Below are 22616 nucleotides of genomic sequence, written 5' to 3'. Positions count from 1 at the left end.
CCCGGCCCCTGTTTGCTACGGGCCTTATTCCTGCCTGAGTAAAAGAGTCGGTCCTGTCGGTTAGCCGACGTTGGCCTGCGGCGGCGCGCCGAGGAAGCCGGAAATTTTCTCCGCCGCGTCGCGTACTTCCATGCGCAGCCGCTCGCGATCCGCTTTCGGGATCTCATCGGACGGCACCATGATGCTGACCACCGCCTCGACCCGCTGCTCGCGGTTGAAGATCGGGTAGACGATCGAGGAGATGCCGTGGCGGAAGAACGATTCGCCGATCACATAGCCGCGCGCTTTGTCTTGCTGCACCATCTGCCACAGCGTTTCGCGATCCGCCGGGGTGCCCGGCGCATTGCCCGGCAGCTGCGCGTCCGGATAAAGTTGTTCGAACTCGCTGCGGGTGGCGCTGGTCAACAGCATGCGGCCGAGCGAGGTTTGGTGCACCGGCAAGCGGGTGCCGACGCTGACCTGATTGATCTGCGAACCGGCGGCGCTGACGCGGGCGATGTAGATAACGTCGCGCCCGTCGCGGATCGCCAGATGACTGCTGCACTGGCTGCGATCGCGCAGCTGCTCAATCACCGGCTGGCCGGCCTGCGCCACGTCCAGCGACGCGATGTATTCAAAGCCGAGGCGCAGCACCTTGATGCCAAGCGCAAAGGTGTTGGTGCGCGGATTGCGTTCCAGAAAGCCCAGGTGCTCAAGCGTCTGCACCACGCGGTAGGCGGTGGCCTTCGGCATATCGACCAGGCGATGCAACTCGGCGAAGGTCATTTCCTTATGCTGCTCGCCAAACGCCAGCAGCAGTTGCAACCCGCGATCCAGCCCCGGGATCAGATACTTACATGCTTGCTCGTCCGCCATCTCTCGCTCCTGCGCTGTGCGCCGGCCCTGCGGGCCTCAGTTGAATACAAAGCCGCCGTTGACCGGCAGCAGTTGGCCGGTGACGAAATCCGCCAGCGGCGACAGCAGATAAAGCACCGTACCGTTCACATCGTCCGGGTGCTGCGCCCCGGCCAGCGCGCGCCCCTGCTCGTACAGCTGGTGACGCTCGGCGGGCACATACTCGGTGGCTTCCACCCGCGTCAGGCCCGGCGCGATGGCGTTGACGCAGATCCCCTGCGGGCCCAGCTCGCGCGCCATCGATCGGGTCATCGCGATCAGTGCGCCTTTGCTGGCGACATAGGCCATCAGACGCGGCGCGCCCCACAGCGCAGTGTCCGACGCCACGTTGACGATCTTGGCGTGCGGGCTGCGCGCCAGCAGCGGCACCGCCGCCTGGCTCACCAGCCAGGTGCCGCGCACGTTGACCTGCATCACCCGATCCCACAGATCGATATCGTATTCCATCATGGTTTTGCCGCCGACGCCGGTCGCCAACGCCGCGTTGTTCACCAGGCCGTCGATTCCGCCGCCTGCGGCGATCTTCTCGAACGCCGAACGGATCGAATCCGGTGACGCCAGATCGATGGTCTGCGTTTCCACCTGAGCGCCCTGCTCACGCAGCGCGGCGCCGCTCGCCGCCAGCTCATCCGCCAGAATGTCGCACATCACCACCTGCGCGCCGGCGGCGGCGATGGCGGCGGCGAAGCTGTAGCCCAGGCCGCGCGCTGCCCCGGTGACCACGATGCGTTTGCCGTTCAGCAGGCCGTTCACTGCGCCGCCTCCCGCTCGCGCAGCGTCGCCAGCTGTTTCTGCGCCTCTTTTTGCATCAGGCGGCGCAGGCGCGAAAGGCCGACGTCGTGCTGGTACAGATATTCGCGACCGCGAGCGTTAGGCGCCATATTTTCAAGCACGATGCGATCCTGCTCGAGCACATCCCAATGCAACGATTCCAGGCGGTTGCGGTACATGAAGCGCCACATGTCGCGCTGCCAGTCTTTGACCTTACGGATGCGCCAGAAGAACACCCGGCAGTGATCCTTGTCTTCCGGCACCACCATGCCGATGATCCAGAAGTGACCGCCCGGCCCGAAGCGCTTTTTGTACGGGATCGACAGGCGCATCCAATACGCGCCGCTGTTGCCGAACTCCACCCAGTCGAAGTTGACGCCAATCTGGCCGTTTTTCTTGAAGATAAACCCGCTGTCGGTCGGCTCCAGCCCCATATCCGCCTTGCGGTCCCCTTCCGCCATCGAGTGCGAGGAGGAGTGCAGGTAGGTGCCGTGCATCGGATCCATCACGTTTTCCAGGGCGTATTGGTAGTTGCAGTTCCAGCTGGCGGTGCACAGGAAATTGCTGTACGACGCTTCGTCCGCCAGCTCTTGCGGGAAAGTCAGCTCCGCCGGCGCTTCATCCGCCGTCACGCCGAAATAAAGGAACACCGCGCCGTAGGCTTCTTTGGCCGGGTAAGACCGCAGGCATTTTTGCCCCACCAGCGGGCAACGATCCACCGCCGGCACGTCTTTCACCGTGCCGTCGCCGCCGACCTCCACCCCGTGATACCAGCAGGCGATGCGATCGCCGAGGTTCCATCCCATGGAAAGCCGCGCGCCGCGGTGCGGGCAGCGGTCTTCCAGCGCGTGGATCTGGCCTTCACCGTCGCGCCATACCACGATTTGCTGCTCCAGACGGGTGATGCCGACCGGATTGTTGCCCACTTCCCAGCTGGCCAGCACCGGATACCACATGCCGCGCAGCCCCTGGTCAAGATAGTCCTGCAAGCTCTGTTCGGAGGATGTTGTATTTGCTGTCATTGTCTTCTCCCGGATGTGGCTCAGAAACCGTTAACGTGAAGGAATTCGCGGAACGTCGCCTCATTCCACGGTTGGCCGCTGCGATCGAACAGGCGGCGCTGATTCAACGCGCTGACGATCTGCTCCAGGTCTTCCGCGCCCTGATCGAAGATCGTTTCCAGCGCCGCCACCAGGGCGGTTTCGAAACCGTCCGGCACCCGGGCGCGGTTTTGCCAGATGACATTGCGGAACTGGCCCGGCTGATGGATTTGACCGTTGCCGCCTTCGCGGGCCGGCGTCACCTGTTGGGTGTCCGGCAGCCAGGGATTGAAATCGGTGATGTGCTGCATGATTACTCCTCCGCGATAAAGGTGATCTGGATTTGGTTGTCGACCACCCGGGTGGGATAGGTTTGCAGATCGCGGCCGCCCGGCTCGCGCAGGCACTGGCCGGTGCGCACGTCAAACAGCGCTTCGTGCAGCGGGCACTCAACCTTGCCGTCGTCTACAAACCCCTGGCTGAGCAAGGCATAGGCATGCGGGCAGACGTCTTCCAGCGCGTAGTAGTTACCGTCGAGCAGGTATACCCCGATCTCTTTTCCTTCCACGTTGCCGGAAAAAGGAAAATCTTCTTTCACCTGAGACACTTCGCACACATTCTTCCAGCTCATTGCTTTTATCCTCTATCTGATTGTTTCATATATGAAACTCAGTTTCTTATTTAATACAGTCACTATAAGTGTGGCGAAACTTTCGTCAAGCGAGCGGAACGGCAAATGTTAATGAAAGGTTGTTTAAAAATGACAAATGCGGGAAGGATCACGAAATAATGCACCGATATGAAAAACCTATGTCAGTTGTGCGCTCCCCTGCTAATTTATGGCAAAAAACGCGTTGATTCCGGCGACGCATTGCGCGTAAAAGTGTTTTCTCTCTGTCTTTCACACCCTATTTGATAACAATAATTTTACATCAATCAGCCTCATCCTCCCGCGTTTGCGCTAACTGGCATCCTCGGGTGAGTTTGCTGCTGCCTGAATTCGTCAACCGCTCGCACTGAGGAACGCGCCGTGCAACAACGTCAACGCTGGTTTGGGGTGATCGCCCTGCTGTTTCTGATCGTTATCGCCTATGCGGATCGGGTCAATATCGCCGTGATGTTGGTCAATCCCGACTTCCTGCAACACTTCCAACTTGGCGGTGACCGCGCCCACCAGGGCACGCTGATGACGGTGTTTTTGCTCGGCTACGGGCTGTCCGCCATGTTGCTGACGCCGTTTCTGGAAACGCTGATGGGCTACCGCCGCGCGCTGACGCTGAGCGTGGTGCTGTGGGCGCTGCTCACCGCCGCCTCGCCGCTGGCGGGATCGCTGATGCTGCTGTGCGTGGTGCGCGCGCTGCTTGGCGTCAGCGAAGGGCCGCTGTTCTCGCTGAAGACCATGTACATCGGCGACCATTTCGCCGCCGACGAGCGCGGCAAGCCCAACGCGGTCAGCGCATTGGGCGTTTCATTGGGGCTGGTGCTCGGCTTTCCGCTGGTGAGTTTTCTGATGGCGCACTTCGGTTGGGCGATGTCGTTTCACCTGCTGGCGCTGCTCAACCTGCTGCTGGGGCTGGCGCTGGTGCGGCTGTTCGTTCACCCGCTCCCCTTATCCTCATCTTCACGCCCTGCCGATCCGCAACCGGTGCTGAACCGCGTCTGGCGCACCTTTGCACTGGCCTGGCGCACGCCGATGCTCGGCTGGATCCTGCTGATCGAGATCGCCACGCTCAGCTACCTGTGGGGCTCCAGCGCCTGGCTGCCGGCGTATCTGACCGATGAAAAGGGGTTTTCCATCAAGCAGATGGGCTGGATGGCCGCGCTGCCTTTCATCGTCAGCATCGCCTCCAAATACCTCGGTGGCGTGTTGCTCGATCGTATCCGCCCTTATCAGGCGCCGCTGATCTTCGTCTGCGGCGGCGCAGCGACCGCGCTGTGCATTTATGGCGTGATGCACAGCCATCAGCTTGGCTGGATCGCCTTCTTCCTGCTGGCGGCCAACGCCTGTTGGGGGGCGCAGGGCGCGGCGATACCCACGCTGCTGCAACATTATGCGCGGCCGGAGGCGGTCGGCAGCGCCTATGGGCTGATCAACGGCATCGGCAATCTGTTCTCGGCGTTTGTGCCGATGGCGATGGGCATGGTGATGACCAGCCAGGGCAAGGTGTCTTCAGGCTTTGCGGTGCTGATCGCCTCGCAGCTGCTGACGCTGCTGGCGGGCGGCGCGCTGTTTGGCCGCATGTTGCTGGCACAGCAGATGAAGCGGGCATAAACCCGTTTCTCTGCCCTGTGCGGCGGAAAACCGAAAGCGTTGAGAGGGTGCTCGTAGATCTGGACGCCAACAGCCAGCAGACGGGGAACATCCCCCGCCGCCGGGTTGCCTTACCGTTCGGATTCGTAAGCCAAAATGGCCGCAACCTCCGTATTGCCCGATCGGATCCGCAGCTCACACAGCGTGCTGCGAGTTATCCATGCCAGTGATATTACCGTGGCACAAATAACCACCAATTTTAACAGGCTCCGTTTGTTCGGCATCATGCCTTCTTCTCCTTGCCTCGCGGCGGGTAAGAGGCTAACTTAACGTTGTCTGGCGTTAGAGTTGGCCTCGGGTTGATGGATATCGACTCGGGGCTTTTCTCTTTGTACCTTTCACGCAGGCTCCAGATACAAAGATCCAGAGCACCCGCGCGCAGTATATTCATCCTCTCCACTCTCCCGATTCCTTTTTACTGACTCAGTTTCATTTCTGCGCAGGATTGCGCAAAGGCGTTGCAACGGACTGAGAAGGCAGCGCGGATGGCGACAAATGCAATAAAAAAGCGGCCCCCATACAATGGAGGCCGCTTTTTCAGCGAGGAGTGGCCTGGCGTCAGGCGTGTTTCTTGGCCGCCTGCAGGTACAGCATCTCCAGGCCCAGGGTCGCCGCGGCCAGCGCGGTGATCTCGGACTGGTCATAAGCCGGCGCCACTTCCACCACGTCCATGCCGACGATGTTCAGCGACTGCATGCCGCGCACCAGCTTCAGCGCGCGATCGGAGGTCAGGCCGCCGATCACCGGCGTGCCGGTGCCCGGTGCGAACGCAGGATCCAGGCAGTCGATGTCGAAGGTCAGATACACCGGCATATCGCCGACGATGCCCTTGATCTGGGTCAGCAGGTCGTCCACGCTGCGATCGTTCACCTGCGCGGCGTCCAGCACGGTAAAACCGTTGTCATGATCGAACTCGGTACGAATGCCGATCTGCACCGAGTGGTGCGGATCGATCAAGCCTTCGTTCGGGGCATGGTAGAACATGGTGCCGTGGTCGAACTTGCTGCCGTTGGCGTAGGTATCGGTGTGGGCGTCGAAGTGCACCAGCGCCAGCTTGCCGAAATGCTTGGCGTGCGCGCGCAGCAGCGGCAGGGTCACGAAGTGGTCGCCGCCGAACGAGAGCATGCGCTTACCGGCCTTCAGCAGTTTCTCCGCGTGCGCCTGCAGCTTGTCGCTCATGTCTTGCGCGTCGCCGAAGTTGAACACGATATCGCCGCAGTCAACTACGTTCAGCCGATCGCGCAGATCGAAGCTCCACGGCCAGCGGTTGCCTTCCCAGGCCAGGTTGGTGGACACCTGACGGATGGCCGCCGGGCCGTGACGGCCGCCGGCGCGACCGGAGGTCGCCATGTCAAACGGAATGCCGGTGATGACCCACTCTGCATCGCTGTCGTAAGGCATGAAGTTCAGCGGAAAGCGCAGGAAACCAAAGGCGTTGGACACTAATGAATTATCGGACTGATGGCCTAAGGTGCTCATAGTAAACCCTCGTAGTTCAACAAGTTGCCGGGCGCAGAGGCCGGGCCGTTACAAAAAAAAATCCCTCCCGCGTCGTTAGCCCGACGAGAAAGGGATTTGTTCGATGTTTGTTTCGGTGCTACCGATACGGCTGATTATGGCCGCATTTTATCCATGCTTCAAGGGGGCCGATATCGCCCCCCTGAAGAGGGCAGTTACTCGTCTTCCAGATACGTGTAGCCGTACAGGCCGGCTTCAAACTCTTCCAGGAATTGCGCCTGCAGCTCGCTGTCCAGATCGGTTTCTTTGACCTGATCGCGGAACTTGGCCAGCAGCGCACCCGGATCGAGCTGCACGTACTCCAGCATGTCCGCCACGGTGTCGCCCTCGTCGGACAACTCGGTCTCGACGCTGCCGTCCGGGAACACGTACACGTCAACCGAGGCGGTGTCGCCGAACAGGTTGTGCATGTTGCCGAGGATCTCCTGGTACGCGCCGACCATGAAGAAGCCCAGCGCCGGCGGGTTCTCCGGATCGTACGGCGGCATCGGCATGGTGGTCGCCACGCCGTCGCCGTCGACGTAATGGTCGATAGTGCCGTCGGAATCGCAGGTGATGTCGAGCAGCACCGCACGGCCTTCCGGCGGCTTATCCAGCCCTTCCAGCGGCAGCACCGGGAACAGCTGATCGATACCCCAGGCATCCGGCATCGACTGGAACAGCGAGAAATTGACGTAGAACTTGTCCGCCATGCGCTCTTGCAGCTCGTCGATGATTGGACGGTGCGCGCGATTGCTCGGATCGAGCTGCTGCTGGATCTTGTTGCAGATGTTCAGATACAGCTGCTCGGCCCAGGCGCGCTTGGTCAGATCCAGCATGCCGTGCGCGTATTGGGTATGCACGTCGTGCAGATCCATCTGGCTGTCGTGCAGCCATTCGCGCAGCGAGCGGCGGTTCTCCGGCTCGTTCATTTCCAGCCAGGTTTCCCACATGCTTTCCAGCGCGCGCGGCGCGTCGGCTTCCGGCGGCAACGGTTCGCTGAATTCGTTGCGCTCGACGCCGATCACGTTGGAAACCAGCACCGTATGGTGCGCGGTCACGGCGCGGCCGGACTCGGTGATCACCGTCGGGTGCGGCAGGCCGTGTTCGTTACAGGCATCGCCGATACCCCAAATCACGTTGTTGGCGTATTCGTTCAGGCCGTAGTTCACCGAGCAGTCGGACTGCGAGCGGGTGCCTTCGTAGTCGACGCCCAAGCCGCCGCCCACGTCGAAGCACTGAATGTTGACGCCCAGCTTGTGCAGTTCAACGTAAAAGCGCGCCGATTCGCGCACGCCGGTGGCGATATCGCGAATGTTGGCCAGCTGCGAGCCCAAGTGGAAATGCAGCAGTTGCAGGCTGTCGAGACGGCCCGCTTCGCGCAGGGTCTCCACCAGCTTCAGCACCTGCACCGCCGCCAGACCGAACTTGGATTTTTCGCCGCCGCTCGACTGCCATTTGCCGGAGCCCTGCGACGCCAGGCGCGCACGCACGCCCAGGCGCGGCACCACGTTCAGCCGCTCAGCCTCTTCCAGCACCAGGTTGATCTCGGACATCTTCTCGATCACCAGGTACACCTTGTGCCCCAGTTTTTCGCCGATCAGCGCCAGGCGAATATATTCACGATCTTTATAGCCGTTACAGACGATCACCGAGCGGGTCATGCCGGCATGCGCCAGCACCGCCATCAGCTCGGCCTTGGAGCCGGCTTCCAGCCCCAGCGGTTCGCCGGAGTTCACCAGCGACTCAATCACGCGGCGATGTTGGTTCACCTTGATCGGATACACCAGGAAATAGCCGCCCTGGTAACCGAAAGACTCACGCGCGCGTTTGAACGCGGCGTTGATCGAACGCAGGCGATGCTGAAGGATCTGCGGGAAGCAGAACAGCGCCGGCAGACGTTGGCCGTCTTGCTGGCGCGTTTTCACCAGTTCTGCCAGATCGACGCGCGCCTGCGGGACATCCGGATCCGGGCACACGCTGATATGGCCCAGCTCGTTGACGTCATAGTAATTGTTGCCCCAGTAGGCGACGTTATAAGTACGCAGCATCTTGCTGGCATTACGATCATTCATGGCAACCTCCTGCATGGAGCGCAAAGATAAAGACTCGCCCGCAACCGGCGGACGGTGAATCAACAGATCATCAGACATGGTTCGCCTCACATTCCGTACTGACGAAACCGTCAGCCACTATCGCAGCTACCACCCGCGAGAACAACCCAACAAGCCGCGCCGGCGGCAGCGAAGAGAACTGCCGTTCGCGGTCAGCGATCGGTTTATCACTCATATAATTGTAAGACACCCTGTTCAAACCTCGTGAATCGGGCCAAGAAACATCCCACAGGAAAGCTGCAGGCTACCCTTGTTCAGTTCTTCAGACGACCGTTAGCCGGCCCGAGAATCCTGAGTAGCGGCCAAGTGTTTATCGCACCTGGTAAGTGACAGAGAGACAAGACGGGAAATAGCAGAAGAATGTGCGCCAGAACGGCACTGCTGTTGAGAACCAACAACCGGTAGACAACGGATCATTAATCCAACCACCTCCACGCGCGCCGTTCGGAGTGAACGACCCAGCCTCTAAAATAGTGTAAGAACGTGACCGTTCGATGAAGCGGCGGCGCCACGGCGAACGCCCGCGACGGATAATAGCGCAATGCCGACGAATGCAAAGCGGAAGTTTATCGTACCTTCCCCCACGCCAGACCGCCGTACTGTGCAGCAAATGAACCGCGCGCGCAGTTTATACCGGTAAGCAGGTGAAAAAGCAAAATGAAAATTCGCCGAAAACTGTTTCAAGCGATGAAAATGGCGCCAACCCGTTTGCGCAAAAGAGCGAAAGCGCAAAAAATTACTGGCAATCTGGCTAAACCCTGACCTAAAATAGACGTCCAGATGTTAATCCATCTATACTGGTTAACTGATAAACTGCTTAACGGCTTTGCCTGAGGGGCGTTGCAGGATGCATCTCGCGCCATCAGCGGAAGACCCTTCGCTTCGATGCCGGATCTCCAGCGCTGTGCAGTAATTTCTAACCCGTCTTATGCAAGGTAAAGAACACAATGGCTAAACACCTCTTCACGTCCGAATCCGTCTCCGAAGGACATCCAGATAAAATCGCCGACCAGATCTCCGATGCCGTCCTCGACGCCATCCTGGAACAGGATCCGAAAGCGCGCGTCGCCTGCGAAACTTACGTGAAAACCGGTATGGTGCTGGTCGGCGGTGAAATCACCACCAGCGCCTGGGTCGATATCGAAGAGATCACCCGCAAGACCGTGCGCGAGATCGGCTACGTTCATTCGGACATGGGCTTTGACGCCAACTCCTGCGCAGTATTGAGCGCCATCGGCAAACAATCCCCGGATATCAATCAGGGCGTTGACCGTACCGATCCTCTCGAGCAGGGCGCCGGCGATCAGGGCTTGATGTTTGGCTACGCCACCAACGAAACCGACGTGCTGATGCCGGCCCCGGTGACCTACGCGCACCGTCTGGTGCAGCGCCAGTCCGAAGTGCGTAAAAACGGCACCCTGCCGTGGCTGCGTCCGGACGCGAAGAGCCAGGTGACCTTCCAGTACGACGACGGCAAAATCGTCGGCATCGACGCAGTGGTGCTGTCCACCCAGCATTCTGAAGATATCTCGCTGAAAGATCTGCAAGAAGCGGTGATGGAAGAGATCATCAAACCGGTCCTGCCGGCGGAATGGCTGACGGCGGGCACCAAATACCACATCAACCCGACCGGCCGTTTCGTTATCGGCGGCCCGATGGGCGACTGCGGCCTGACCGGCCGTAAGATCATCGTCGACACCTACGGCGGCATGGCGCGCCACGGCGGCGGCGCCTTCTCCGGTAAGGATCCGTCTAAGGTTGACCGTTCCGCGGCCTACGCGGCACGCTACGTGGCGAAAAACATCGTTGCCGCCGGCCTGGCCGATCGTTGCGAAATCCAGGTGTCTTACGCTATCGGCGTAGCGGAACCGACCTCCATCATGGTAGAAACCTTCGGTACCGAGAAAGTGCCAACCGAACAGCTGACGCTGCTGGTGCGCGAATTCTTCGATCTGCGCCCATATGGCCTGATCCAGATGATGGATCTGCTGCAGCCGATCTACCGCGAAACCGCTGCCTACGGCCACTTCGGCCGCGAGCACTTCCCGTGGGAAGCGACCGACAAAGCCGCGCTGCTGCGCGATGCCGCCGGCCTGAAATAAGCCCCGACATCAACATGAAAACGGCGAGCCCTGGCTCGCCGTTTTTTTTGAGCGGATGGGTGCTCCTGGATCAACGCATCGACTGCCGGCCGGCGGAGGCACCGCCCCCGCCGCCGGGTTGCCTTACCGTTCGGATTCGTAAGCCAAAATGGCCGCAACCTCCGTAGTGCCCGCTCGGATCCGCAGCTCACACAGCGTGCTGCGGGTTATCCATGCCAGTGATATTACCGTGGCACAAATAATCACCAGTTTTAACGGGCTGCGTTTGTTCGGCATCATGCCTTCTTCTCCTTGCCTCGCGGCGGGTAAGAGGCTAACTTAACGTTGTGACGCGTTAGAGTAGGCCTCGGGTTGATGGATATCGACTCGGGGCTTTTCTCTTTGTACCTTTCGCAGAAGCTCCAGAGACAAAGATCCAGAGCACCCGCCCGCAGTATATTCATCTCACCGACACGCCTCGCGTTCCTTTTCGCACGCAATATCGTTTTTGCGCACCCGTTCGCAGCGCCTTGCAACATCATGAAAAATAAAAAAAGGCCCAGCAACGCGGAGCCTTTGATGACAGAGAAAACGCAGCCGAGACGCCGCTTACGAGGTCTGCTTACGCAACAGATACACGAAGTACGGTGCACCGATAAAGGTCGCCAATAACCCGGCGGGGATCTGATACGGGAACAGCAGCATCCGTCCGCACCAGTCGGCAAACACCATCAGCAAGCCGCCCAGCAGCGCGGCGATCACCATTTGCGGCAGCGCGCGGCGGAAGCCCAGCATGCGCGCCATATGCGGCGCCATCAGCCCGACAAAGCTCAGCGGCCCTACGGTCAGGGTCGCCATCGCGGTCAGGGTGGCAGCCAGCAACAGAATGCTCAACCGCGCCGGCGTCAGCGCAATGCCCACAGAACGGGCGGTGGCGCCGCCGAGCGGCAGGATGGTCAGCCAGCGGCGGCACAGCGGCGCCAATACCAGCAATCCGGCGGCGATCAGCGCGGTGCGCAGCGCCTGCGCCGGCTCCACCGAATAGGTCGAACCGGAGAGCCAGGTCAGCAAGCCCCCCATACGCGGATCGCCGCTGGCCAACAGCAGGAAGATGACGGTGGTAAAGGCGGTGCTGAGCGCGATACCGGCCAGCAGCATGCGTTCGGTCGAGAAACCGCCGCGGCCTGCGGCGATCATGATGATCAGCAACGTGGCGGCCGCTCCCAGACTGCCGGCGGGCAGCAGCCACACGAAGGCGTCGCCCGGCACCATAAACAGCATCATCACGACGCCAAAAGCGGCGCCGGAGCTGATGCCCAACACTTCCGGGCTGGCCATCGGATTGCCGGTCAACTTCTGGATCAGCGTGCCGGCGACCGCCAGCATCATGCCCGCCGCCAGCGCCGACAACACCCGCGGCCAGCGCCACGGCAGCAGAGCGTCCAGTTCCACGCCCAGGCTCCAGTGCCAGCCGCCGGCATTTTTGCCCAGCATCAGCGCCAGCGCCAGGCCGATCAGCAACACGAGGCCGCCCACCAGGATCCAGCCGGGCAGATTCCCGCGTTCGGCAGGCACCTTGTCGCCGAGGTTCATCGGCGGCGGCGTGGCGGCGCTGCGCAAACGCGGCAGCAGCCACAGCAGCAGCGGCGCGCCGAACAGCGCGGTGGCCGCGCCGGTCGGGATCTCGTGCCACACCTGCGTTACCCCGAGCATCACCTGATCGGTCAGCCACAGCAACAGCGCCCCCAGCAGCGGCGCCAGCATCATGCGGTGCGCCAGGCGGCGAGCCCCCAACATCTTCGCCATCAGCGGTGCAAACAGGCCGATAAAGCCGATAACGCCCACCGCGCTCACCAACATGGCGCTGAAGATGATGGCCACCCCCAAAGCACAGAAGCGCGCCATCGACAGCCCTAACCCCAGGTTGCGCGCCACACCGTCGTCCAGCCCCAGCAGCGTCAGCGGGCGCAGCAACAGCGCCGCTAACAGGCCAGCCACCAGCAAACGCGGCAGGAGGAACTGCACGGCGCTCCAGTCCTGTTGGTTCAACGCGCCGGTGCCCCACAGGAACATGCCCTGCAGCTGATCGTAATTAAACAGCGCCAACAGGCTGTTGACCGCGCCGCAGTACAGCCCCAGCACCAGCCCGGCCAGAATCAGCGTGACCGGCGACATCCGCTTGCCCCAGGCGACGCCGAACACCAGCCCGCCCACCACAATCGCGCCCACCATAGCGGCCAGCTGGCGGGTAAACTCACCTCCCGGCAGCACCCACAGCGTGGCGATGGTCAGGCCAAGCTGCGCGCCGGCGGCGACGCCGAGCGTCGACGGCTCCGCCAACGGATTGCGCAACACCTGCTGGAACAGCACGCCGACCAACCCCAGACCGGCGCCGGCCAACAGCGACACCGTCAACCGCGGCAACAGGCTGTAATGGAACAGCATTTGCCGCACGTCGTCGATGTCCGGCGCGCTGAGCGCCCGCGCCCATTGCGCCGGCGGCAGCTGCTGCGCCAGATTGTATATCGTCAGGCCACCTGCCGCCGCCAGCAACAGTAGGATCAGCGTCAGCGGCAATTTCCGGATGCCCGAACTCATGACGCACTCTCCTGAGCCTGCGCCAGCAGGCGGCAAAACCGCATCGTCGACAGCGTGGCACCGTAGAACCACACCGCCGGCACCTGCCGCAGCTGGTTTTGCCTCACGAAGGGCAACGACTGCCACAGCGGCGTCGCGCTGACCTTGTCCATCATCGCCTGATTACCGTGATCGAGATAGATGACCCGGGCATTACGCACCGTGGCCAACCGTTCAATGCCCACCACCGCCGTGCCCCAGAAATTGGTTTCTTCCTGCCAGGCATTGCGGATGCCCAGTTGATCCATCGCTTCCTGGAACAGGCTTTTCTGGCCGATGATCAACGCATGGCGCGTGTCGATCAGTGAAAACAGCAGCAGCGGTTGCCGGGTGTAGCTTTGCAGGCGCTGACGCGCGTCCTGCATAAAGCGGTCAAACTGCGCCAGGTGCTGTACCGCGCGGCTTTCTATGCCCAATCGTTGCCCCAGCGCCAGCAGCGACTGGCGGGCGACGGTCAGCGGTTTGCCGCTGCCGTCGTTGAAGCCAAAGCTCATGGTTGGCGCGATGGGTTGGATTTTTTGCGGCGTTGGGCCATAGCCTTGCGACAGTAACACCAGCGAAGGCTGAAGCTGCTGCAGCAGTTCGAGGTTAGGTTCGGTGCGCTGGCCGACGTCGACCACCGTCGCCGGCAGCTTCGGCTCCGCCACCCACAGGTTGTAGTTATGCACATCGGCCACCGCCAGCGGCGTCACGCCCAATGCCAACAGCAGTTCGATCGGCAGCCATTCCAGCGCCGCAACGCGGGCGATATCCGGCGGCGCATCCGCCGCTCGGCCGGGCAACGAGCCCAACAGCGGCGACAGCGCCAGCGCCATCAACAAACGGCGGCGCAGCGGATCGTGAGAAGAAGTGAATGCAGAGGACATCAGTAGACAAAACTCACCGGCGCGCCGCCGCTCGGGTGCGGCAACGTGCCCATAGGAATACCGTAAATTTGTTCCAGCACCGGCCCCTGCATCAGTTCCAGCGGGCCGCCCTGGGCGATCATTTCACCGCCGCGCAGCGCCACCAGATGGTCGCAGTAGCGTGCCGCCATGTTGATGTCGTGCAGCACGGCGATCACCGTGAGATCGCGTTCGCGGCTCAGGCGCTGGATCAGCGCCAGCACCTCGACCTGGTGCGCAATGTCCAGCGCCGAGGTCGGTTCGTCAAGCAGCAGGCAGCGGCTGTCCTGCGCCACCATCATCGCCAGCCAGGCGCGTTGGCGCTCGCCGCCGGAGAGGCTGTCCACCAGGCGGCTGGCGAACGGCTTCAGCCCCACCAGCGCGATGGCCTCTTCCACCAATTGGCGATCGTTGGCGCCAAAACGCCCCAGCGCGCCGTGCCACGGATAGCGGCCGACGGCCACCAGCTCGCGCACCGTCATGCCTTCCGCCGCCGGCAACTGCTGCGGCAGGTAGGCCACTTGGCGGGCGAAGGATTTGCTGTCCCACTGCGCCAACGGCTGCCGATTGAGCAAAACCTGACCGCCGCTGGGCGCATGATGCCGCCCGAGCAATTTCAACAGGGTGGATTTACCGGAACCGTTATGGCCGATCAGGCCGCAGACTTTGCCCTGGGGAAAACTGAGCGACAGCGGTTGCAACAGCACCCGGCCGGGGACGGCGAAGCTGGCGTTATCCAGCGCGAAGGTCGCGCCGGGATTAAGAAGTTTGTCCTGCATAGATCCTGCTTTGTCCGGGGCGACGCGGCGCCGCCCCGGCTATCCGGTTAGAAACGGAAGGTTGCGGTGGCGACCACCTGGCGTTCTGCGCCCCAGTAGCAGCCATAAGTAGCAAAGCAGCTGGAGACATATTCCTTATCAAACAGGTTGTTCACATTGATGCCAATCGAAGAACCCGGCAAATTGAAACGCGCCAGATCATATTTTATCGCGGCATCAAACACCGTGTAATCCTTCACTTTAAACGTATTGGCCTCGTCACCATAGCTGGAGCCAACATAGCGAACGCCTGAACCCAAGGTCAAACCGCTAATCGCAGTTTCATGGAAGGTGTAATCCGCCCACAGAGAAGCCATGTGTTTAGGGATAGCGGAAGGTGTATTCCCCTGTAGCGAAGTATCTTTAGTATATTCAGCATCCGTGTAGGTGTAAGAGCCCAACAGATTGAGGTTAGCCGACAAGGCCGCTTTCGCCTCCAACTCAATCCCACGAGAACGGACCTCCCCACCCTGGACGCTAAAGAACGGATGTTCTAAGTCAGCCACTTTATTGTTGGTTTTAGTCAACTGGTAAAACGCCACACTGGCGGTGATCGGACGATCCTTAGGTGCGTATTTAACCCCAGCCTCATACTGCTTGCCTTTAGAGGCAGCAAATGTATTGCCTGAGAAATCAGTGCCTGAGGTTGGCTCAAACGATTCGCTGTAGCTGACATAAGGCGCGATGCCGTTTTCGAAAACATAGTTCAAGCCAGCACGGCCGGTAAACTGGTTATCCTGCTGCTTAGATACGGAATTCTGGTTCAGGCGATTGGTGCTATTGGTATCGCTCCAATCATAGCGCCCCCCCATCGTCAGAACCCAGTTGTTCCATTCAGCCTGATCTTGCACATACAGGCCGGTCTGCTCCTGACGGTTAACCTGACTGGCACCACCGGTAATGGTATAGCTCCGATTGCCGTACTGTGGAGCGATGACATTCAGATTGGATGCACTGCCATATTGATACACAACATCATTGCGCATACGCATATAATCCACACCCATCAACAAGATATGGTCAACTTGCCCGGTCGCAAATTTAGCCTGTGCCTGTGTGTCGACCGCAAAGCTGGACATATGCTCTTTGGAATTCATCACGCCACGCTTCAGCTCAGCTGAATTATCTGGATCAATGCCTAGGCCGTAAATAGAACGGTAGTCCACATCCATTTTCGAATAACGCAGGTTTTGGCGCACGGTCCAAACATCATCAAAACTATGCTCAAAGGCATATCCGACCATTTGCTGCTTGCGGGAAATGTTGTTATAGCCAGGCTCACCATCGTTGAAACTGGTCGGTAACTTACCGTTGATACCATTTTGCACCGTACCTTCTTTCGGCAACCAGCCATAGAAGCCAACGCTAGGATCATCCTGGAAGCTGCTGAGGAAAGTCAAAGAAGTGCGATCATCAGGTCGCCAACTGAAGGAAGGAGCAATAGCATAACGTTTACTTTTCTCGCCAACCTGCTGCTGATCTTCATCGCGCGCAACCCCCGTCAGACGATATGAGTAAACCCCCGCATCATCCAAAGCGTCACTGAAGTCAAAACCGGTCTGGAACAGATTATCTGTCCCCATTTTGAATTGAACTTCGCGCAGCGTCTCTGTTGTCGGCCGCTTACTGACCAGCGCGACCACCCCACCAGGGTTGCTTTTGCCGTACAATACCGAAGACGGTCCGCGCAGTACTTCCGCTCGCTCAAGGAAGTAAGGGTCTATCTGATAAATCGAATAGTTATCGTCCTGCAGTTTCAGGCCATCCAGATACATATTGGTACCTACCGAGCTGAAACCACGGATGTTCACTGCATCATAGGCGGTGGAGGCACCGCGATTTCCAATCATCACACCTGGCGTATAGGCCAGTGCGCCCTTCACCGTATCCGGCTGGCGCATGTCCATCTCTTCACGCGTCACTACGGAAACGGACTGCGGGTTCTTCTCGATTGGCGTATCGGTTTTGGTACCGGTGGCGCTGCGTTTGGCGACATAGGTGCCGACCGGCCCCCAGGCGCTTTCCTGCTGGGCGGTATTGCTGCCGCCCACAACGGTAATCGTGTCTTCCTTGGCGGCCGGCTTGGCGTCGGCGGAAAAAGCTGGCATCGCCAGCGTGCCCAACGCCGCAGCGACGGTGATCGCTAACGCGCTGACGGGGGTACGGCCCTGCTTGGCCGCGGATGACGAAAGACGCTTGGTCGACATAGTTGATTTCTCTGATGAATTATTAAATGAAGAATGTAAACGATAATAATTATTATAAGCGTCGCATTTTATGCAGAAGCCAAATTAAACTGCAAGCCGAATTCATGGGGCAAATAGGTTAAGGATTAGGCGCTTAGCCATGCGGTTAGCAGGGAAATAAAACGAGCGAAAAAATAAAAAAACCCGCAACCAAGGTTACGGGCTTAATAACAAAGAAAAAATTTTCACCGGGGCCGACGCCCCGGTAGCGATTACTGGCCGAACATATCCTTGATCCAGCCGGCGACGCCATCGCCATCTTTTTGCTCACCCGCCGCCGGTTGCTGCTGTTGCTGCTCCGCCGTCTGGCTGGCCTGGCACAATCCCTGCGGATTGTCAGTCCAGACCGGGATGGTGCGCCAGCTGCCGCCGCCGCAGATAAAGTTGCCGGCAGAGTCGATGCTCATCTGGTTAATGCCTTCCGGCGGCTGCAGCATCAGCGGCAGCGGCGTCTGGTTTTCCAGATAACGACGATACAGGGTCAACGCGCCGTTGGCGCCGGTCAGCTTGGCCGGGCCGTTGTTGTCGCGCCCCACCCAGGCGATCGCCACTTCCTTGCCGTCGATGCCGGCGAACCAGCTGTCGCGCAGATCGTTGGTGGTACCGGTTTTCGCCGCCAGGTTGTAGTTCGGGAACTTCACCGACAGCGAGCGAGAAGTCCCGCGCGCCACGCCTTGCTGCATCGCGTACAGCGTCAGGTAAGCGGCCTGCGCCGGCACCATGCGTTCGGCCTGCGGGAAGCTCTGGTACAGCACCGTGCCGTCTTCGGCGATCACCGAACGCACCGCCGACAGCGGCGCACGGTTACCGCCGCTGGCGATGGTCTGGTACTCCTGCGCGACTTCCATCGGCGTCAGGCCGATCGCGCCCAGCAGCATCGAAGGCACCGGGTTGATCTCCGCTTTCGGGATGCCCAGACGTTGCAGCGTGGCGCTGATCTGATCCAGCCCCACCGACAGGCCAAGGTTCACCGTCGGCACGTTCAGCGAGTTGGCCAACGCATCCACCAGCATCACCTGACCGCGGAATTTGCGATCATAGTTGTTCGGCTGCCAGACGGCGCCGTTCGGCTGTTTCAGCGACAGCGGCGCATCCGCCAGCCAGGTGTTGAGGCGGTATTTATCCGGTTCGGACAGCGCGGTCAGGTACGTCGGCGGCTTGGCCAGCGAGCCGACCAGGCGGCGCGCCTGCATGGCGCGGTTGAAACCGGCGAACTGCGGATTGGCGCCGCCGACCATGGCGCGCACTTCACCGCTGAAGCGATCGACGATCACCATCGCCGCTTCCAGATCCTGCACGTGACGCGCAGCGCGCAGCGCCGGGATGCCGTCTTCGACCGCTTTTTCCGCCGCGTCTTGCGACACCGGATCCAGCGTGGTGAAAATCTTCACGCCGGACAGATCATTCACCTTATCGCCCAGCCTGGTCTGCAGCTCCTGACGCACCATCTGCATAAAGGCCGGCTGTGGCGTAATGACGCCGCCTTTCGGCTGCACGCCCAGCGGACGCGCGCTCAGCATGTCGTACAGCTCGCCGTCGATTACGCCCTGGTTTTGCAGCAGCTTGAGCACCAGATTGCGGCGCTCCAGCGCCAGTTTCGGGTTACGCCACGGGTTATACAGCGACGCGCCCTTGACCATGCCGACCAGCAGCGCCTGCTGATCGAGGCTCAGCTCGTCCACCGGCCGGCCGAAGTAGTACAGGCTGGCCAACGGGAAACCGCGGATCTGGTCGCTGCCGCTCTGGCCGAGGTACACCTCGTTCAGATACAGCTCCAAAATGCGGTCCTTGCTGTAACGGTAATCGACCAGCAGCGCCATATAGGCTTCGTTGGCCTTACGCCACAGCGAGCGTTCGTTGGTCAGGAACAGGTTCTTCACCAGCTGCTGCGTCAGGGTACTGCCGCCCTGCACCGCACGGCCGGCGGTCAGGTTGGCCAGCACCGCGCGGCCGATGGAATAGGGGCTGATGCCGTCATGCTCATAGAAGTGGCGGTCTTCCGTGGCGATCAGCGTATCCACCAACAGATCCGGGAAACCGGCGCGCGGCACGAACAGACGCTGTTCACCGTTTGGCGACTGCAGCATGGTGATCAGGCGCGGATCGAGGCGGAAGAAACCGAAGCTGCGGCCGCTGTCCAGGTTTTCGATCTTAGCCAGACGGTTGTTCTGGAAATCGAGACGGGCGCGGATCTGCCCTTCTTTACCATCCGGGAAATCGAACGGGCGGCGCAGCATCTCGATGCTGTTGGCCTGCACGGTAAACTCGCCCGGACGCGTCATGCGGCTGACCTGGCGATACTGCATGCCTTCCAGCAGGTTGACCATTTCCTTCTTGCTGTACGGCATGCCCGGTTCCAGGTTGACCATGCGGCCGTACACTGCCGCCGGCAGCTGCCAGACTTTGCCGTCGATGCGGCTGCGGATCTGGGAATCCAGATAGACGCCGTAGATCGCCAACAGGACGGCGATCACCAGGATCAGTTTGATAATCAGGCCGAGCCAGCGGCGTTTTTTACGCGGCGGAGTCGCTTTTACCTTACGCGGCATGCGTTCCTCCTCCTCTTCATACTCATCATCGTCATACTCGTCTTCTTCGTAATCGTCATAATCGTCGTCTCGGCGACGGCGCGGCGGCTTGCGCGACGCGGTGTTTTTTGGTTGTTTTCCTTTGCGCCCGATGGGCTCGCGGTCATCCCCAGCCATGGCTGTTGTTCTCCGAGCTTGCCGACACTGCCGGCCATGATTAGTCGCTTAATCTGTGCCTACGCCGCAGCGCTGACCAGAAGAAACATCTGAATTCCAAACCTTGAATGATCGCGGCCTACTGATATTTCTTCGTTCGGCGCGTCGGTACCGCCGTGGCCGGATCGTCCGGCCAAACGTGTTTCGGGTAGCGGCCCTTCATCTCTTTTTGCACCTCGCGGTAGGCGCCTTGCCAGAAGGCCGCCAGATCGCCGGTGATTTGCAACGGCCGGTGCGCCGGTGAGAGTAACTCAAGCACCACCGGGATGCGACCCTCCGCCAACATCGGGCTGCGCTGCTCGCCGAACACCTCCTGCAAACGCACCGCCAGCGCCGGCGGTTTGCCGGCCTCATAACGGATCGGCAGGCGGCTGCCGGTCGGCACAGTGTAATGAGTGGGTAGCGCATTATCCAGCCGCTGCTTTTGCTGCCAATCTAGCAGGCGGGACAGCGCCTCGGCGATGTTGACCTGCTTCAAGCCGCGCAGATCGCGCACGCCGTTCAGCGACGGCAACAGCCACTGCTCCAGCGCCGCCAGCAGCGGCTCTTCATCCATCGCCGGCCATTCCGCCTCCGGCAACCAGGCTTGCGCGCACTGCAGGCGCACCCGCAATTGTTCGGCGGCGCCCTCCCAGTTGAGCACCGCCAGCCCCTGCGCACGCACCCAATCGAGCAGCGCCTGCTGCAGCTCTTCGTCCGCCGGTTTGGCCAGCGGCTGGGCGCGCAGCGTCAGACGGCCGATCTGCTGGCGCTTCCAGGCGCGCAGCGTGCCCTTCTCGTCATCCCACTCCACCGCCGTGCGCTGCGTGACGATCGCCGGCAGCTGCGCCGCCAGCGCGTCGATGTCCACCGGCAGCGCCAACAGGATGCGCGCATCGGGGCTGTTGTGGCCCTGCAACAGGCTGGGGACGATGAGCCAGGGCGCGCGCGACAGCGCCTCATCCTGATTCATCGCCGCCCCCATGCCGTTGGCCAGCAGGTAGCGGCCGTCCTGGCCTCGCCGCTGGGCGATGCGATCGGTAAACGCCGGCGCCAACAGGCGCGGCGCCAGATCGACGTCGACTTGCCCAGCACGTTGCGGCAGGCGTTTGGCCAACTGCGCGGCACGCTGCCGCCAGTTCGGTTGCGGGCGGCTCAGCCAGTAGCCGATATCCATCTGCCCGCCGCGCGGCGGTTCTTCCAGCAATGCCGCCAGCAACGCCGCCGTCGCCAGGCCGTCGGCACTCAGCGCCGCGCCGGCGGTCAGCATCGTCGCCAGCCGCGGCTCGCATCCCAGCGCGGCCATCTGGCGCCCCGGTGCGGTAAGTTTGCCACCGTCATCCGTGGCCCCCAGCCGGTGCAACAGCGCCCTGGCCGCCGCCAATGCGGCGGCAGGAGGCGCATCCAGCCAGGTCAGCTGCGCCGGGTCGTGGCAACCCCACTGCAGCAACTCGAGCCAAAAGCCGGTGAGATCGCTCTGTAAAATGTCCGGTTCGGCGTGTTCCGCCGCGCGCTCCGCCTGTTCTTTGGCGAACAGATGCCAGCAAATGCCCGGCTCAAGACGCCCGGCGCGCCCGGCGCGCTGCACCATCGAGGCCTGACTGATGCGCTGCGTCGCCAGCCGCGTCAAACCGTTGCGTACGTCGTAACACGCCACGCGTTCCAGGCCGCTGTCCACCACCAGCCGAATGCCCTCGATCGTCAGGCTGGTTTCAGCGATGTTGGTCGCCAGCACCACCTTGCGGCGGCCAACCGCCGCCGGCTGAATCGCTTTTTGCTGCTGCGCCAGAGGCAGCGCGCCATACAGCGGGCAAAGATCGGTATCGCTTGCCACCTCGCCGGTCAATCGCTCCAGCACCCGATTGATCTCCGCCACGCCCGGCAGGAACAGCAGCAAAGACCCCGGCTGTTCGGCCAGCAGGCGCTTCACCGCCGCCGCTACGCCATCCTCCAGCCGCTGATGGCTGGCCAACGGCTGATATAAACGTTCAACCGGGAAGCTGCGCCCCTCGGACACCACCACCGGCGCTGCCGGCAGCAGCTGCGACAGGCGCGCGTTGTCCAGGGTGGCCGACATGATCAGCAGTTTCAGATCGTCACGCAGCCCTTGCTGCACGTCGAGCAGCAGCGCCAGCGCCAAATCGGCCTGCAGGCTGCGTTCGTGGAACTCATCGAGGATCACCAGCGACACGCCCTGCAGTTCGGCGTCCTGCTGCAGCATGCGGGTGAGAATGCCTTCCGTCACCACTTCCAGCCGGGTCTGCGGCCCGCTTTTACTTTCGGCGCGCATGCGGTAGCCCACGGTCTGGCCGGGCTCCTCCCCCAGTTGCTGCGCCAGGCGATAAGCGACGTTTTTCGCCGCCAGCCGCCGCGGCTCCAGCATGATAATGCGCCCCGGCAACCCGGCCTTAGCCAGGATCTGCAGCGGCAACCAGGTGGATTTACCGGCGCCGGTCGGGGCGTGCAACAGTACCTGAGGAGCGGACTGCAACGCAGCCAGCAACTCATCAAGCACCGCGCTGACGGGCAATGAAGACACTGAACTCTCCGTGGTGGTTAACGTTAAACGGCGTACAGTGTAGCATTAGCTTTGCCCCCGT

18 protein-coding genes are annotated in these 22616 nt (G+C 61.2%); 2 read left to right on the top strand and 16 right to left on the bottom strand.

Annotation, left to right across the window (positions count from 1 at the left end; all coding sequences use genetic code 11):
- Window positions 1–60: 60 nt before the first annotated feature.
- From ACSBQQ_RS24170 to ACSBQQ_RS24150, 5 genes are read right to left on the bottom strand one after another with little or no spacing between them, the layout of a single operon-like run.
- Window positions 61–855 carry an IclR family transcriptional regulator gene (locus tag ACSBQQ_RS24170; RefSeq protein ID WP_004937625.1) on the bottom strand — a complete coding sequence of 265 codons (795 nt, stop codon included), beginning with the start codon at window positions 853–855 and terminating at the stop codon, window positions 61–63.
- A gap of 36 nt (window positions 856–891) precedes the next feature.
- Window positions 892–1647 carry an SDR family oxidoreductase gene (locus ACSBQQ_RS24165; RefSeq protein WP_033635901.1) on the bottom strand — a complete coding sequence of 252 codons (756 nt, stop codon included), beginning with the start codon at window positions 1645–1647 and terminating at the stop codon, window positions 892–894.
- A complete protein-coding gene (locus ACSBQQ_RS24160) occupies window positions 1644–2687 on the bottom strand; it encodes an aromatic ring-hydroxylating oxygenase subunit alpha (RefSeq protein WP_033649620.1) in 1044 nt (347 codons plus the stop codon). Before ACSBQQ_RS24160 ends, ACSBQQ_RS24165 begins: the two co-directional genes overlap by 4 nt.
- Window positions 2688–2707: 20 nt before the next feature.
- Window positions 2708–3016, bottom strand: coding sequence for a recombinase-like helix-turn-helix domain-containing protein (locus ACSBQQ_RS24155; RefSeq protein WP_060429424.1), 309 nt, complete (start codon window positions 3014–3016; stop codon window positions 2708–2710).
- A 2-nt stretch (window positions 3017–3018) separates the two neighbouring features.
- Window positions 3019–3336, bottom strand: a complete 318-nt coding sequence (locus ACSBQQ_RS24150) for a non-heme iron oxygenase ferredoxin subunit (protein WP_033632120.1) — start codon at window positions 3334–3336, stop codon at window positions 3019–3021.
- Between the two features lie 399 nt (window positions 3337–3735).
- Here ACSBQQ_RS24150 and ACSBQQ_RS24145 point away from each other — a divergent pair, with 399 nt between their 5' ends.
- On the top strand, window positions 3736–4977 hold the full coding sequence (locus ACSBQQ_RS24145; RefSeq protein ID WP_060429425.1) for an MFS transporter: 1242 nt from the start codon (window positions 3736–3738) through the stop codon (window positions 4975–4977).
- Window positions 4978–5087: 110 nt separating this feature from the next.
- Here the strand turns inward: ACSBQQ_RS24145 and ACSBQQ_RS24140 are convergent, their stop codons facing one another.
- The 4 genes from ACSBQQ_RS24140 to ACSBQQ_RS24125 all read right to left on the bottom strand — a co-directional run bounded on the left by ACSBQQ_RS24140 (window position 5088) and on the right by ACSBQQ_RS24125 (window position 8802).
- A complete protein-coding gene (locus tag ACSBQQ_RS24140) occupies window positions 5088–5240 on the bottom strand; it encodes a Hok/Gef family protein (RefSeq protein WP_033638576.1) in 153 nt (50 codons plus the stop codon).
- A gap of 334 nt (window positions 5241–5574) precedes the next feature.
- Entirely contained in the window at window positions 5575–6495 is a 921-nt protein-coding gene (speB, locus tag ACSBQQ_RS24135) for an agmatinase (RefSeq protein WP_004937606.1), read from the bottom strand.
- A 194-nt stretch (window positions 6496–6689) separates the two neighbouring features.
- Entirely contained in the window at window positions 6690–8666 is a 1977-nt protein-coding gene (speA, locus tag ACSBQQ_RS24130; RefSeq protein ID WP_033649617.1) for a biosynthetic arginine decarboxylase, read from the bottom strand.
- Entirely contained in the window at window positions 8659–8802 is a 144-nt protein-coding gene (locus tag ACSBQQ_RS24125) for a virulence promoting factor (protein ID WP_108681959.1), read from the bottom strand. Before ACSBQQ_RS24125 ends, speA begins: the two co-directional genes overlap by 8 nt.
- Window positions 8803–9574: 772 nt before the next feature.
- On the opposite strand from ACSBQQ_RS24125, the gene metK reads away from it, so the two are divergent.
- Window positions 9575–10729 carry a methionine adenosyltransferase gene (gene metK, locus ACSBQQ_RS24120; protein ID WP_016926681.1) on the top strand — a complete coding sequence of 385 codons (1155 nt, stop codon included), beginning with the start codon at window positions 9575–9577 and terminating at the stop codon, window positions 10727–10729.
- A 123-nt stretch (window positions 10730–10852) separates the two neighbouring features.
- Here metK and ACSBQQ_RS24115 read toward each other — a convergent pair whose 3' ends face one another.
- The 7 genes from ACSBQQ_RS24115 to hrpB form a co-directional block, all read right to left on the bottom strand.
- Window positions 10853–11005, bottom strand: a complete 153-nt coding sequence (locus tag ACSBQQ_RS24115; RefSeq protein ID WP_033649633.1) for a Hok/Gef family protein — start codon at window positions 11003–11005, stop codon at window positions 10853–10855.
- Between the two features lie 312 nt (window positions 11006–11317).
- Window positions 11318–13306, bottom strand: a complete 1989-nt coding sequence (fhuB, locus tag ACSBQQ_RS24110; protein WP_033649615.1) for a Fe(3+)-hydroxamate ABC transporter permease FhuB — start codon at window positions 13304–13306, stop codon at window positions 11318–11320.
- A complete protein-coding gene (gene fhuD, locus ACSBQQ_RS24105; RefSeq protein WP_033649614.1) occupies window positions 13303–14211 on the bottom strand; it encodes a Fe(3+)-hydroxamate ABC transporter substrate-binding protein FhuD in 909 nt (302 codons plus the stop codon). The genes fhuB and fhuD overlap by 4 nt, the downstream gene beginning before the upstream one ends.
- Window positions 14211–15008 (bottom strand): Fe3+-hydroxamate ABC transporter ATP-binding protein FhuC, encoded by a 798-nt coding sequence (gene fhuC, locus ACSBQQ_RS24100; RefSeq protein ID WP_033649613.1) that lies wholly within the window; start codon window positions 15006–15008, stop codon window positions 14211–14213. The genes fhuD and fhuC overlap by 1 nt, the downstream gene beginning before the upstream one ends.
- A 47-nt stretch (window positions 15009–15055) precedes the next feature.
- Window positions 15056–17254 carry a ferrichrome porin FhuA gene (gene fhuA / locus ACSBQQ_RS24095; protein WP_043148004.1) on the bottom strand — a complete coding sequence of 733 codons (2199 nt, stop codon included), beginning with the start codon at window positions 17252–17254 and terminating at the stop codon, window positions 15056–15058.
- Between the two features lie 251 nt (window positions 17255–17505).
- A complete protein-coding gene (gene mrcB / locus ACSBQQ_RS24090) occupies window positions 17506–19998 on the bottom strand; it encodes a bifunctional glycosyl transferase/transpeptidase (RefSeq protein WP_033649611.1) in 2493 nt (830 codons plus the stop codon).
- A 118-nt stretch (window positions 19999–20116) separates the two neighbouring features.
- The gene (gene hrpB / locus ACSBQQ_RS24085) at window positions 20117–22555 is read right to left on the bottom strand and encodes an ATP-dependent helicase HrpB (protein WP_170929833.1); all 2439 of its coding nucleotides are present in this window, start codon (window positions 22553–22555) and stop codon (window positions 20117–20119) included.
- Between the last annotated feature and the right edge of the window lie 61 nt (window positions 22556–22616).

The organism is Serratia sp. G204Y (assembly GCF_051172435.1).
GTDB lineage: Bacteria > Pseudomonadota > Gammaproteobacteria > Enterobacterales > Enterobacteriaceae > Serratia > Serratia sarumanii.
This window is presented reverse-complemented; position numbering and strand designations above follow the sequence as displayed.

What these genes read in the sequence shown, in the direction of transcription:
- ACSBQQ_RS24170 (WP_004937625.1), bottom strand. Translation starts at nt 855, where the DNA reads ATGGCGGACGAGCAAGCATGTAAGTATCTGATCCCGGGGCTGGATCGC.
- ACSBQQ_RS24160 (WP_033649620.1), bottom strand. Translation starts at nt 2,687, where the DNA reads ATGACAGCAAATACAACATCCTCCGAACAGAGCTTGCAGGACTATCTT.
- ACSBQQ_RS24155 (WP_060429424.1), bottom strand. Translation starts at nt 3,016, where the DNA reads ATGCAGCACATCACCGATTTCAATCCCTGGCTGCCGGACACCCAACAG.
- ACSBQQ_RS24150 (WP_033632120.1), bottom strand. Translation starts at nt 3,336, where the DNA reads ATGAGCTGGAAGAATGTGTGCGAAGTGTCTCAGGTGAAAGAAGATTTT.
- ACSBQQ_RS24140 (WP_033638576.1), bottom strand. Translation starts at nt 5,240, where the DNA reads ATGCCGAACAAACGGAGCCTGTTAAAATTGGTGGTTATTTGTGCCACG.
- speB (WP_004937606.1), bottom strand. Translation starts at nt 6,495, where the DNA reads ATGAGCACCTTAGGCCATCAGTCCGATAATTCATTAGTGTCCAACGCC.
- speA (WP_033649617.1), bottom strand. Translation starts at nt 8,666, where the DNA reads ATGTCTGATGATCTGTTGATTCACCGTCCGCCGGTTGCGGGCGAGTCT.
- ACSBQQ_RS24125 (WP_108681959.1), bottom strand. Translation starts at nt 8,802, where the DNA reads ATGAGTGATAAACCGATCGCTGACCGCGAACGGCAGTTCTCTTCGCTG.
- metK (WP_016926681.1), top strand. Translation starts at nt 9,575, where the DNA reads ATGGCTAAACACCTCTTCACGTCCGAATCCGTCTCCGAAGGACATCCA.
- ACSBQQ_RS24115 (WP_033649633.1), bottom strand. Translation starts at nt 11,005, where the DNA reads ATGCCGAACAAACGCAGCCCGTTAAAACTGGTGATTATTTGTGCCACG.
- fhuB (WP_033649615.1), bottom strand. Translation starts at nt 13,306, where the DNA reads ATGAGTTCGGGCATCCGGAAATTGCCGCTGACGCTGATCCTACTGTTG.
- fhuD (WP_033649614.1), bottom strand. Translation starts at nt 14,211, where the DNA reads ATGTCCTCTGCATTCACTTCTTCTCACGATCCGCTGCGCCGCCGTTTG.
- fhuC (WP_033649613.1), bottom strand. Translation starts at nt 15,008, where the DNA reads ATGCAGGACAAACTTCTTAATCCCGGCGCGACCTTCGCGCTGGATAAC.
- fhuA (WP_043148004.1), bottom strand. Translation starts at nt 17,254, where the DNA reads ATGTCGACCAAGCGTCTTTCGTCATCCGCGGCCAAGCAGGGCCGTACC.
- mrcB (WP_033649611.1), bottom strand. Translation starts at nt 19,998, where the DNA reads ATGGCTGGGGATGACCGCGAGCCCATCGGGCGCAAAGGAAAACAACCA.